The organism is Corallococcus praedator, assembly GCF_003612125.1.
GTDB classification, from domain to species: domain Bacteria; phylum Myxococcota; class Myxococcia; order Myxococcales; family Myxococcaceae; genus Corallococcus; species Corallococcus praedator.
Genome location: NZ_RAWI01000043.1, coordinates 1 through 12,175, shown reverse-complemented (window position 1 = coordinate 12,175; position 12,175 = coordinate 1). Strand labels below are relative to the sequence as shown.

10 protein-coding genes are annotated in these 12,175 nt (G+C 70.0%); 6 read left to right on the top strand and 4 right to left on the bottom strand.

Annotation, left to right across the window (positions count from 1 at the left end):
* Positions 1-38 precede the first annotated feature (38 nt).
* Positions 39-605, top strand: coding sequence for a superoxide dismutase family protein (locus D7Y13_RS08405; RefSeq protein ID WP_120532822.1), 567 nt, complete (start codon positions 39-41; stop codon positions 603-605).
* 57 nt (positions 606-662) lie between these two features.
* Here the strand turns inward: D7Y13_RS08405 and D7Y13_RS08400 are convergent, their stop codons facing one another.
* From D7Y13_RS08400 to D7Y13_RS08390, 3 genes are all read right to left on the bottom strand, one after another.
* Positions 663-1,571: a type VI immunity family protein gene (locus D7Y13_RS08400; RefSeq protein ID WP_120532823.1), complete on the bottom strand. Its 909-nt coding sequence runs from the start codon at positions 1,569-1,571 to the stop codon at positions 663-665.
* A 223-nt stretch (positions 1,572-1,794) separates the two neighbouring features.
* Positions 1,795-4,074 carry a glutamine amidotransferase gene (locus tag D7Y13_RS08395; RefSeq protein WP_120582872.1) on the bottom strand — a complete coding sequence of 760 codons (2,280 nt, stop codon included), beginning with the start codon at positions 4,072-4,074 and terminating at the stop codon, positions 1,795-1,797.
* A 21-nt stretch (positions 4,075-4,095) separates the two neighbouring features.
* Positions 4,096-4,854, bottom strand: coding sequence for a DUF4159 domain-containing protein (locus tag D7Y13_RS08390; protein WP_120532825.1), 759 nt, complete (start codon positions 4,852-4,854; stop codon positions 4,096-4,098).
* Positions 4,855-4,910: 56 nt separating this feature from the next.
* On the opposite strand from D7Y13_RS08390, the gene D7Y13_RS08385 reads away from it, so the two are divergent.
* From D7Y13_RS08385 to D7Y13_RS08370, 4 genes are all read left to right on the top strand, one after another.
* The gene (locus tag D7Y13_RS08385) at positions 4,911-5,183 is read left to right on the top strand and encodes a molecular chaperone DnaJ (RefSeq protein WP_120532826.1); all 273 of its coding nucleotides are present in this window, start codon (positions 4,911-4,913) and stop codon (positions 5,181-5,183) included.
* A gap of 27 nt (positions 5,184-5,210) precedes the next feature.
* Complete coding sequence (locus D7Y13_RS08380) at positions 5,211-5,918, top strand: hypothetical protein (RefSeq protein WP_120532827.1); 708 nt, start codon at positions 5,211-5,213, stop codon at positions 5,916-5,918.
* A gap of 81 nt (positions 5,919-5,999) precedes the next feature.
* Positions 6,000-7,454 carry a DUF6250 domain-containing protein gene (locus D7Y13_RS08375; RefSeq protein ID WP_120582873.1) on the top strand — a complete coding sequence of 485 codons (1,455 nt, stop codon included), beginning with the start codon at positions 6,000-6,002 and terminating at the stop codon, positions 7,452-7,454.
* Between the two features lie 29 nt (positions 7,455-7,483).
* Positions 7,484-9,049 carry a beta-ketoacyl synthase N-terminal-like domain-containing protein gene (locus D7Y13_RS08370; RefSeq protein ID WP_120532829.1) on the top strand — a complete coding sequence of 522 codons (1,566 nt, stop codon included), beginning with the start codon at positions 7,484-7,486 and terminating at the stop codon, positions 9,047-9,049.
* Positions 9,050-9,078: 29 nt separating this feature from the next.
* Here the strand turns inward: D7Y13_RS08370 and D7Y13_RS08365 are convergent, their stop codons facing one another.
* Positions 9,079-10,206 carry a sigma-70 family RNA polymerase sigma factor gene (locus tag D7Y13_RS08365; protein ID WP_120532830.1) on the bottom strand — a complete coding sequence of 376 codons (1,128 nt, stop codon included), beginning with the start codon at positions 10,204-10,206 and terminating at the stop codon, positions 9,079-9,081.
* Positions 10,207-10,274: 68 nt separating this feature from the next.
* Between D7Y13_RS08365 and D7Y13_RS08360 the strand changes: the two genes are divergently transcribed.
* On the top strand, positions 10,275-12,175 hold a 1,901-nt coding region (locus tag D7Y13_RS08360), incomplete at its 3' end, for a DEAD/DEAH box helicase (protein ID WP_120630655.1).

Genomic DNA, 12,175 nt, shown 5'->3' with positions numbered 1-12,175 from the left:
GGCGTTTCGTAACCCTCCTTCCTGGAGCCTTGGAACCCATGACGATTCGCGCCCTGCTGATTGCCGCTGCCCTGACCACCACGCCCGCCCTGGCCCAGGATGCGGGGACTCCGGCCGCCACGGCTCCGGCGGCGACGGAAGCGGCCAAGAAGCCCGCGCCCAAGCCGGGCGAGACGGCGAAGGCGACGCTGAAGGACGCCCAGGGCAAGGACGTGGGTACGGTGACCTTCGAGCAGGGCCCGGCCGGCGTGCTGGTGAAGGGCACGCTGACGAACCTGCCCGCGGGCGAGCACGCCATCCACATCCACGAGACGGGCACGTGCGAGGCGCCGGACTTCAAGACGGCGGGCGGCCACTTCAACCCGTCGAAGAAGCAGCACGGCGTGATGTCGCCCAAGGGCAAGCACGAGGGCGACCTGCCGAACCTCTACGTCCCCGCGGACGGCAAGGTGCAGTTCGACGTCTTCGCCCAGGGCCTCAAGCTGAAGTCGATGTTCGACAAGGACGGCTCCGCCGTCGTGGTGCACGCCAAGCTGGACGACTACCACACCGACCCCACCGGTGACGCCGGCGGCCGCATCGCCTGCGGCGTCGCGGAGAAGTAGGAGTCACGAGTCACTGCTTCGCGGGGCACGCCAGGCCCCGCGAAGCATGGCCTGGGTTCAATCCAGGAAGCGGCGCTCCCAGCGCCGCATGTCCTCTTCCGAGAAGCCATCCCAGGCCTCACGGTCCAGGTCCATCCAGGGCTCCAGGAGCCGGGACAGCTCGCGATAGGCCTCCATCGTTTCGCCCTGTCGTGAATCCCCTGTGAGGGGTTGTTCGCCGAGCGTCACCACCGCACGTCCTGACGCTAGCGATTTGACGGTGGTCCCCGGAGAACGAAGCCGCGTGCGCAAGGCATCGACGCCGCCCACGTCGGCAAGCACGGTCGGTCCCAGGAACGTCATCCAATGCGTTCCCCGAAGCCGGGTGCCGATCCGCAGCGAATCCCGCCGCAGCTCCGGGACGTCCAGCCCGGGGTAGAGGAAGGCCAGCGGTCGGATGCCTTCGGTCAGCCCCAGGGCCTCCTCGTCGAACTGGAAGCACAAGCCCGCGTGCCCTGAGTCGAAGGGCAGCAGCGTGGCCATCTCCAGGGACACCTTTCGGAGCAACTCCGCGCTCGGGTCTTCCGCAGGCAACCCGAATCCCACCGCGGACGTTACGGTTGGACTGTTCAGATGAAGCGGATGGCCCAACCACCGTCCGTGGTAGCTGAACCGATAGCCCGTCATCGTCTCCGCATCTTCCAACAGGGAGACCCCGGCGGCGCGCGGTGAGGACAACCGCTGTTCGATGAAGCGCCAGCCGCTCGCGTCCAACGGCTGCCAGTTCCCTTCATCATCCGCGTACCAGCCCAGGGTGTGTGGGGCGATGGCGCGACGATACGTTTCCAGCACCCGCGCCACGGACTCCTTCACGTCATCGTGGGAACTGCGCAGGTAGAACGCCGCGCCCAGGCCGTCCCGCACACGGAGGATGCTCGCATCCCCGTCATGCCCATGGAGGCGGATGCGCGGCCACGACGGAGACATCACTGGACTCCGTATCCTGGCGCCACGAGGCGCGCCCTCTTGATGCCCAACGCCCGTTCGTAGAGTTCGCCCTGGGACGCGCCGTGATGGGGATGCTGGCCCCACTGCAACGGATTGCCGCTCGGGCACGGAAACTTGAAATCGAAGACGGCCTGGACACGGCTCGGCTCACCCGAGGCGTGTAGCGACACCGGCGAGCCCAGCAGGCGGAGAACATGCCGCCTCACACGTACCCGAACCGCCGCCGCGCGAACCACTCCGCGCCGAGCAGGGCGATGAGCGCCACCAGGTAGTACCAGCGATCCCACAGCGGCTGGTCCTTCGCGCGCCCCACCTCCACCACCGGCGGATCCAACAGCGGCACGTCCGGCAGCCCGTCCATCGGCAGCTTGTACGCCTTGCCCTCCGTGACGCTGGCGATCTGCTCCATCAACTGCGGCCGCACCGACGCGTCCGACAGCTCCGGGCCCACCGCGCGCACCGCCACCGCGTCCTCGCCCTTGCCCAGGTCCGTGTCGCCCTTCTTCGCCGACGCGAGCAGCTTGTACGGCCCCGGTGCCGGCGGCGCGAACTCCAGCCGCACCACGCCGTCCGCCCCCGTGGTGCCCGTCTGCACCGCCACCGGCTTCTGCGTCGCCACCGAGAACAGCTCCACCCGCACCTGCGCGTCCTGCGCCGGCTGGTAGTCCGCCATCCGCGCCTGCACCACCACGCCCACCGGACGCCCCGGCTCCACCGACGGAGGGTCCGCCGTCACCTTCAGCGTCGTCAGGTCCGGGTCGCGCACCAACCACCGCAAGGCATTGCCCCAGAAGCGGTCATACGCGCGGTTCGGCGAACCATCCCGGTGCGCCGTGAACGCCCACGACCACGTCGCGTCCGTGGCCACCACCATCGCCCGCCCCCGCCCGTAGTCCCACACCGACACCAGCGGCGCGTTCTTCCCATCCACCGTCGCGAACGGGTGGTCCATCAACACCGTCGCGCCCTGCCGCGCCCGCGTCAGGTTCGCGCCCGGAATCGGCGCCAGCTCGCCCCACGTGCCTTCCGTGCTCGCCGCGCCCGTTCCAATGGACGTCACCGGATGCCGCAACCCCTCCGGCGTCAGCCGGGGCTTGAAGGGCTCCGGGTTCGCCGGCCCCGCCGCTTCCACCGGCAGCGCCTCCATCAGCGTGGGCATGCTGGCGCGGCCCTCGCCCAGCACGCTGTCGCCGCCAATCATCACGAACGCGCCACCCTCATGGATGTAGCGCTCCAGGTTGCGCTCGTACTCCGCGATGGACAGCGAAGGGTCCGAGTAACCGAAGTTCTGGAAGATGACGACGTCGAACGTGTGCAGCTTCGTGTCGAAGATCTCCTCCATCGGGAACGGGATGAGCGACAGCTCGCGCTCGTTCGTCACCCCCGGGTCGTCCGACAGCGTGCGCAGGATGTAGAACGACACCAGGTCCACGTTCGCGTCCTGCTTGAGCAGCCCGCGCAGGAACCGCTCGTCCCACGAAGGCCGGCCCACCACCAGCAGCACGCGCACCCGGTCGCGGATCACCTTCAGCGTGAACGACCGGCTGTTGTTCTCGCTCACGGCCTCATCCGGGAACGTGGGCACCGTCACCGTGTAGACGAACCGGCCCGTCTGGTCCGGCGTGAAGGTGAAGGACACAGGCTTCACGTCGTCGGCGGTCGTCATCCGCACCAGCTTGTTCGCGACCGTCTTGCCCTCCTGGCTGAGCACCACCGGGATGTCCTGGCCCGCGAAGCCCCGGCCGTGGATCTCCACCTCCACCGTGAGCGAGTTGCGCACGAAGGCGAAGTCGTCCACCTTCAGGCCCTCCACCGCCAGGTCCTTCAGCGCCTCCTGCCCCACCAGGAACGTGGACACCGGCACGCCCAGGTCCGTCAGCGCCGCCCGAGCCCGGCCCACCGCCCCGGCCTTCAACTCCGCGTTGTCCGCGCCGTCGCTGAACAGCAGCACCCCGGACAATTTGCGCGACCCCTGCCCCGCCGCCGACGCGGACCGCAGCGCCGCGAGCAGGTCCGTCGTCCCCGCGCGCGCGGGCTCGCTGCCCAATTGCGCCGGCGTCACCGGGGACAGCTCCGGGTCCACCCCGTACACCTCCACCGTGAAGCGGTCCTTCCAGGACGCGAACGTGGGCGCGGCCTTCTCCAGGAACGCCGCCACCTGCGCGCTGCGCGTGGGCCCGCCCGGCTCCGACGGGAAGTTCATGGACGCCGAGCGGTCCACCAGCACCGCCACGCGGTTCTTCATCCGCGCCACCTGCAGGTGCCGGATGCCGGGCTCCAGGAGGAAGAAGAACGCAGCCAGGCCCGCGCCCAGGCGCAGCCCCCACAAGAGCAGCCGCCGGCCACGCGACGGCTCCCGGCGCACGCCCCAGGCCGCCAGCGCGATGCCGGCGACGAGCCCCACCGCCAACAACACCAGCGCCCACACCGGCAGGGGCGAAAGGCTGACGAGCTTCCACGCGTTGAAGGACGGGGAGTTCATTCGGTCGCGCGCCAGGGTCCTTCAGCGCCGCTTGTTGAGGATGAGGGGCAGGTGCACCGCATCGTCCTTGTAGTCCAGACACAGCGCGTACATGCACAGGTTGATGCCCAGGCGGATGGCCAGCTCGCGCTGCGGCTCGCCGCCGGGGGACACGTCGAACTCGTAGTCGCCGGACTCGCTGCGGCTCCACGCGCCCGCCACGTCGTTCTGCGAATAGATGACCGCCGCGCGCTTGCCCACGCTCGCCACCAGCGGCAGCGGCTTGTGCAAGAGCCGCCCGGGCGCCGCATCCAACAGGAAGAAGGACTTGAAGACGACGTGCGTCCCCGGCGTCTCCTTCAGCGGATTCTGCGGCAGCACGCGCGCCATCTCCCGGCGGAAGCTGGCATCGAAGCCGTCCCCGTCGCTGCCGTCGTTGGCGTCCCCGAACACGAAGCCGCCGTACGTGAGGTAGCGGCGCAGGTTCGTCACCTCCGCGTCCGTCAGCGGCGGGAAGGCCCCGTCCCCCCCGAAGTACAGGAAGGGGTATTCGAACAGGTCCTGGCTGCTGAGCGCGAACGGGCGCGCGTCCGGCACCACCTCCACGGACGTGCGCCGCTGCAGCTCCCACGCAAGGCGCCGCAGGCCGGACAGCCGTCCGTCCCAGCGGCCTCCGTGCCGGGCCACGGCGGGGATGAACCGGCTCTTCTCGCCAAAGGCGGACGCACGCCGGGACAGCAGCGGGACGAGCGCGGACGTGGCGAGCAGGAGGCTTCGACGGGACAGGGACCGCACGGGCATGGAGACGTGCTTATACCGTCGGCGGGTGTCCACATTCCCTGGTATAGACGCGCGCCATGGCGAAAGGCGGACAGACGCCCCCAGGGCCCGGCGCCCCCGGCTCCGACGAAGTGCGCGCGGCCTGGGCCCGCAAGGACGCCGGGGACGTGGTGGGCGCCCGCCAGGACGCCCGGCGCATCCTGGCGCAGGCCCCCTCCCCGGAAGACCGCGAGCGGGCCGAGGACCTCCTGCGCGCCACCGCCACGCCCCGCGCCCTCTACGGCTTCGCCCTGCTGGGCGCCGTCATCCTGGCCGTCCTGCTGGCGCTCGCGCTGACCCGCTATTCCTAGCGGCCAATGTCGGTAGGATGACGCGCCATGGAAGGCTTCCTCCAGGCGCTCAAGTCCTACCAGACCTTCAACCCCTCCGGCTGGGTGGGCATCTACCGGCTGTTGCCCATGTGGGCCGGCGTCGTGCTCGCGGCCGTGGGCGTGGTGCTGCTGCTCGCGGGCGGAGGCCGGATGTTCCGTCTGGTCGCTGGCCCCGTGGGCGCGGTGCTGGGCCTCGTGTGGACGGGCGCCATCACCCAGAAGCTGGGGATGATGGAGCTGGATCCGCGCCTGCCCACCTTCGTGGCCGCGGGACTCATGGCGGTGGGCTTCCTCTTCCCACCCGCCATCACCTTCGTGGGCGTGGGCGTGCCCCTGGGCCTCGTCGCGGGGCAGATCGCCGGGCAGAACGACTTCCTGCTCGGCTTCGGCCCGGGCTTCATCGTGGGCGGCATCGTGGGCGCGCTGCTGCACCGGCAGGTGAGCGGCATCGTCGCCTCCGCGGTGGGCGCGTGGCTGTTCGTGATTGGCGCGCTCGCGGCGCTGCACCAGTTCGGCGGCGTGGTGGAGGCCGTGGCCAGCCGTCCCTGGGGCGTCATCATCGCGGCCCTGCTCTTCGCCCTGGCCGGCAGCGTCTATCAGCTCGCCGTGCGCCCCACGCCCGAGGAGTCGGATCAACGCAAGGCCGAGCGCGAGAAGCAGAAGCTGCGCCAGGCGGAGCAGCGGGCGCTCGAGAAGCGGTGGGGGGTCAAGTAGTCCCCTCCCGGCAATCCTTTACGCCGGGGGGGCCGGGGCGTACATTCCGCCGCCATTTCCCCCGGAGTTCCCCGAGCATCGATGGGCCAGGCCAGCCGCAAGGACAAGGAGAAGCAGGTCGAGTCCCCCACGGCGGCGCCCCTGCCGCCCGCTCCCGGGGCCTCCCCCGCCGAGGCGTGGCGGAAGCCTGACGGGCTCACCCGCAGGGGCTGGGCCGTCCTCGCCGGCATCGTCGTCCTCCTCCAGTTCCCGCTCATCCACTACGCGCTCTTCCGGGGGCAGGCGGACATCACCGCCACCCTCCCCTACGCGCAGTCCTTCAACGACCCGGGCATCGTCGCCCGCGACTTCTTCTCCACCGGCGCCTTCTGGCGCGTGACGAACGGGGAGCTTCTGGGCCCCGCGCCCAAGAACAACCCGCTGTGGCTCCAGGCCGCGCTGCCGGACGACGTGGCGGTGGAGTTCGACGTGCGCCCGGAGTACCCCGACGGCGACATCCGCGTGGAGCTGTTCGGCAACGGGCGCGACCCGGCCTCCGGCTACGTGCTGGTGCAGGGCGGGTGGAACAACAGCCTGTCCGTCATCGCCCGGCGTGACATCAACGCGCCCGCGCTGGACGCGCTCCAGCGCCGCGCGGCCCGCATCGCGGAGAAGGGCGGCGGCCAGGGCGCGGACCTCGTCGCCACCGGCGTCTTCAAGAAGGACACCGCCATGCGCGTGGAGTCCCGCGTGGGCGCCCCCGTGCAGTCCGGCCGCGTGTACCACTGGCGCATCGAGCGGCGCGGCAACGTGCTCAAGTGGGCCATTGACGGCACGCTCGTGGCGGAGCTGGATGACCCGTTCCCCTTCAAGGGCAAGGGGCATGACCGGCTGGGCCTGTCCGGCTGGGAGTCGCAGCTGTTCTTCGACAACCTGCGCATCGGCACGCCGGACTCCATGCCCGCCACGGCCATGAAGCAGGAGCCCGAGCTGCCCGCGGGCCCCTCCGAGGACGACTTCAACCGCGCCACGATTGGCGACGCGTGGAACGTGACGAACCCCGCCGCCGTGAAGATTGAAGACGGCGCGCTGGTGGTGCAGGGCGTGGGCAACCGCCCCATGTGGCTCAAGAAGCCCCTGCCCCAGAACGCCTCCATCGAGTTCGACGCCTGGGCCGACAGCGCCGACGGCGACATGAAGGTGGAGGCCTGGGGCGACGGCCGCTCCTTCTACGCGGGGGACCCGCGCCTGCAGTACACCGCCACCGGCTACGTCTTCATCTTCGGCGGCTGGCGCAACACCCAGTCCGTCATCGCCCGCCAGCACGAGCACACCAACGACCGCGCCGTGCGCGACGGCGCGGTGGTCACCCCCGGCCAGCGCTTCCACTTCCGCATCACCCGGCGGGATGGACTCCTGTCGTGGGAAGTGGACGGCAAGCCCTTCCTGTCCCTCCAGGACGCCTCTCCCCTCTACGGCCCGCGCAACCGGTACTTCGGTTTCTCGGGCTGGCAGACGCGCGTCCACTTCGACAACCTCAAGATCCAGCCGCTGTAGTCTTCCCCCCGGCGGCGAAGGAAACACCCGTGCGCAGAGTCGGAATCTTCGGCTGGGGCGTGGTTGCCCCGCGTTCCCCCAACATCGAGGCGTTCGCGAAGAACCTCGCGTCCTCCGAGACCTGGCTGACCCCCTTCAACGGCTTCGGTCCGGACAACTTCCTCGTCGGCAACCCCACCTTCAACCTGGCCGACTACAAGCCGTGGATCGACGCGCGCTTTCCCGGCAGCCGCTTCTCCCAGTTGGAGCGGAAGATGGGGCAGCCCACGCAGTACGCCATCGGCGCCTTCATCCAGTCGCTGTCGCAGAACCCCGGCATCGAGAAGGAGCTCCAGGACCTGGGCGCCCGCGCGCACGTCTACGTGGGCACCGGCCTGGGCGACCTGCCCACCATCCAGAACATCTCCCTGGACCTCTACCGCGCCCAGCGCCGGTGGGACCGCTTCTGGGCCAGCCCCGAGCACAACAGCGCCGTGCGCGCGTGGCGCGAGACGCGCGAGGCCCTGCCCGGCATGCCCCCGGAGCCCTCCACCATCGAGGAGGTGGAGCGCGACAAGGCGGAGGACGACTGGTGGCACTTCTGGGCCGGCCGCTCGCCGGAGCTGCGCGAGTACCTGGAGGAGCTGCGCGAGATTGAAGCCATGGGCGTGCCCGACGAGGGCGACGTGGAGTCCGCCAAGCTCGCCGTCATCAAGGAGAAGCGCACGCGCAACGCGCGCCTGCAGAAGAAGTGGAGCTCCCCGGAGCCCCCCTGGAACGCGGTGTCCTCCAACGTGCTGTGGAACATCCACAACACGCCCGCCTCGCAGGTCTCCATGCTGGGGCAGATTACGGGCATGACGTTCGCGCCCGTGGCCGCGTGCTCGTCGTTCGGCTACGGCCTGAAGCTCGCGATGAACGCCATCCGCCTGGGCGAGGCCAAGGCGGTGGTGCTGGGCATGACGGACGCGGCGCCCAACCCGCTGGTGGTGGGCGGCTTCTACAACGCGCGCGTCATCTCCGCGGACGCCGCCGTGTCCAAGCCCCTCACCGCGCTGCGCGGCACGCACATCGCCGGAGGCGCGGTGGTGTGGGTGGTGGGCGACTACGAGCACTTCACCCAGAAGGGCTACAAGGCGCTGGGCCTGGAGCCCGTCGCGGTGGGCGTCACCGCGGACGCCGACCACATCATCACCCCGTCCAAGGAAGGCCCCACGCTGGCCATCCGCGAGGCGCTCGCCTCCGCCGGCTGCGAGCCCAAGGACGTGGGCAGCTGGGACCTGCACGCCACCGCCACCCCGGGCGACTTCCTGGAGGTGCAGAACCTGCGCGACGTGCTGCCCGACTCGGTGCTCATCACCGCGCGCAAGGGCACCTTCGGCCACGGCATGTCCGCGGGCGGCGGCTGGGAGCTCACGGCGCAGTACCTGGGCGCCGAACAGGGCAAGGTCTACCCCACGCCCCTGGCGGCCCCGGAGCTCAACAAGCAGATCGCCAAGGTGCACAAGCACTTCGTGTTCGACCACGAGGAGCCGGCGCCCGAGGGGTGCTCGGGCAAGCTGTCCATGGGCGTGGGCGGCATCAACGCCTGCATCATCTCCCGGCCCTGGAAGTAGCGGCCGGGGCCGGCGCCCGGGGGCTGCCTTCAGCCCTTGGGCACCGCCACCATGTCGAAGTCCGGGATGCGCTCGCGCATGAACTCGCGCATCCGGTTGATGAGGGCCGCTTCAATCTGCCGGGCCCGCTCGCGGCTGACGCCGTACTTGTCTCCGATGTCCTGGAGCGTGAGCGGTTCGTCCGCGGTGAGGCGGTGCTCGAAGATGTAGAGCTCCTTGCCCTCCAGCGTCTGGGCGAACGCGTTCAGGTTCTCCCGGAAGAGGGCCTTGAGCTGTTCGCTGCCCAGGCGTTCGTCGGCGGGCACCGCGGTGGACGGCAGGTAGCGGTCCGCGCGCGTGCCGCCGGAGTCCCCGTCGTTGCCCAGCGGCGCGTCGATGGACAGCTCGTCGTGGCCCAGCCGCTGGTCCATCTCCACGACGTCCTGCTCGGTGACGTTGAGGCGCTCGGCCAGCAGGCGCGGGCTGGCCTCGAAGCCCTGGGAGATGAGCTTGTCCTGCTCCTGGCGCAGCTTGAAGAAGAGCTTGCGCTGGGCCTCGGTGGTGCCCAGCTTCACCATCTTCCAGTTGTCCATGATGTAGCGGAGGATGTACGCGCGGATCCACCAGGCGGCGTAGCTGCTGAGCTTCACGCCCCGGTCCGGGTCGTACTTCTTCACCGCCTGCATCAGCCCGATGTTGCCCTCCTGCACCAGGTCCAGGAGCGACAGCGGGTTGCGGTGGTACTCGTGCGCCAGCTTCACCACCAGCCTCAGGTTGGAGGCCACCAGCCGGTAGGCCGCCCGCACGTCCCCCGTGGCCTGGTAGTCCTTGGCCAGCTGATGCTCCTCCTCGCGGGTGAGCAGCGGGTGGCGCGTCACCTCGGCCATGTAGGCCTGGAGCGGGTCGCGGTTGGTGAGGGCGGACGCGCTCTCCGCGCGCACCAGGGCCGCGGCCTTCGCGGGCACCCGGGCGGCGCGGGGCGCGGGTTCCTCGATTTCCGCTTCTGCTTCGTTCAGTTCCGCCAGGTCCGGCTCCAGGGAGTCCGGATCCAGGGCCTCTCCCTCCTCGGCTTCCACCCCGGATTCCTCCCGGGCGGCGTCCGGGCGGACGGGGGCTGATGCCCGCTTCGCGCGGGCCTTGGGGGCCGGACTATTGGTTCTCTTCCTCCCATTCGCCATGCGCGCTCCATACCCCAAAGTGCCGCGATTGTTGCCAGAGGGTAATGCAGGGGCTATGCCCATGCCTGATGAGCGACATCCAAGAGCCCACGCCGGGAGCCCCGGCGCCTGACGAAGCCCCGACGCGTCCCGGCGAGTACATCGCGGACATCAGCTTCGAAGACATGAACCTCTCCGAGCCCCTCCGCCGCGCGCTGGCGGATCGCGGCTACACGAATCCCACCCCTGTCCAGGCCAAGGCCTTCGGCCCCGCGATGGCGGGCAAGGACCTGATCGTCCGCAGCAAGACGGGCACGGGCAAGACGGCCGCCTTCGGCCTGCCCCTGCTGGAAAAGATTTCCCCCGATGAGAAGCGCGTGCGCGCCCTCATCCTCTGCCCCACGCGCGAGCTGGCGCTGCAGGTGGCGGAGGAGCTCACCACGCTCGCCAAGTACAAGGGCGTGAAGGTGGCGGCCATCTACGGCGGCGCCTCCATGAAGCAGCAGGAGGACGCGCTGGAAGAGGGCACGCCCATCATCGTGGGCACCCCCGGCCGCGTCTTCGACCACATCAACCGCGGCAACCTGAAGCTGGACGCCTGCGACCACGCCATCCTCGATGAAGCCGACGAGATGCTGAACCAGGGCTTCTACGAGGAGGTGACGCGGATCCTCGACCGTCTTCCGAAGACGCGCCAGGTGCTGCTCTTCAGCGCCACCGTCCCCACGGACATCCAGAACCTCATCGCGCGCTACACGACGAACGCGGAGACGCTGCTGTTGTCCGGCGACGTCTTCACGGTGGAGCACATCCACCACATCCGCTACGACGTGTCGGATCAGTTCCCCAAGCCGCGCAACCTCATCTACATCCTGGAGAAGGAAGAGCCCTCCAACGCCATCATCTTCTGCAACACGCGGGATGACACGGCGCTGGTGACGGCGGTGCTCAACCGCAACGGCTTCGACGCGGAATTGCTCAACGGAGACCTGCCGCAGAAGGAGCGCGAGCGGGTGATGGGCAAGGTGAAGCGCGGCGAGGTGGCCTTCATGGTCGCCACGGACATCGCGGCGCGCGGCATCGACATCTCCGGGCTGGAGTACGTCATCAACTACTCCCTGCCGGAGGACCCGGCCGTGTACCTGCACCGCGTGGGCCGCACCGGCCGCATCGGCAACAAGGGCACCGCCATCAACCTCTTCTCCGGGCGCGAGCTGGCGACCTTCTCCGTGCTGGAGAAGAAGTTCGGCATCAAGTTCGAGATGCGCGAGATGCCGGCCCCGGAAGAGGCCATGCACCTGTGGACCGAGCGCCACGTGCGGGAGATCCGCGAGGCGACGGGCTCCAGCATCTTCGAGGGCTTCCTGCCCCTGGCGTCGCAGCTCAAGACGCGCAGCGACGCGGACGACCTCATCGCGTTCCTCATCAAGTACTTCTTCAGCCACCTGCGCATGGAGAAGGCGCAGGCCGCCGGTGAGACGGAGAAGCGCGAGCCGGTGGAGCAGAGAAAGCCCCTGGAGCGCCGGGGCAAGGACCGCGAGCGCGAGCGTGAGCGTCCTCCCCGCCGCGAGGACCGGGGTGAGCGCACGGAGCGTCCCGCCCCGCGCGCGGAGTCCGCTGAGCGTGAGCGCCGTCCGCGCCGCGACGAGCCCCGCCGCGAGGACCGGGGTGAGCGCGGCCGTGGCGCGCCGGTGTCGTCCGCCGCGCTGGAGCCGGGCCCGGGCGAGGTGAAGCTCTGGGTGAACCTGGGGACCGCCGACGGCCTGGGGCCGGGCAGCATCGCCACGGCGATGGAGGACGCGGGCGCCCCGGTGGGCAAGATGGTGCGCGCGGAGCTGCGCCCCACGTTCGCGTACGTCTTCGTCGCGGAGGCAGACTCGACGGGCTTCGAGGCCCTCAACGGCAAGCAGCACGGCAGCAAGACGCTGCGCGTGGAGAAGAGCAAGCCGCGCAGCGAGCGCGACGTCACCAGCACCCGCCCGCCCCCGTC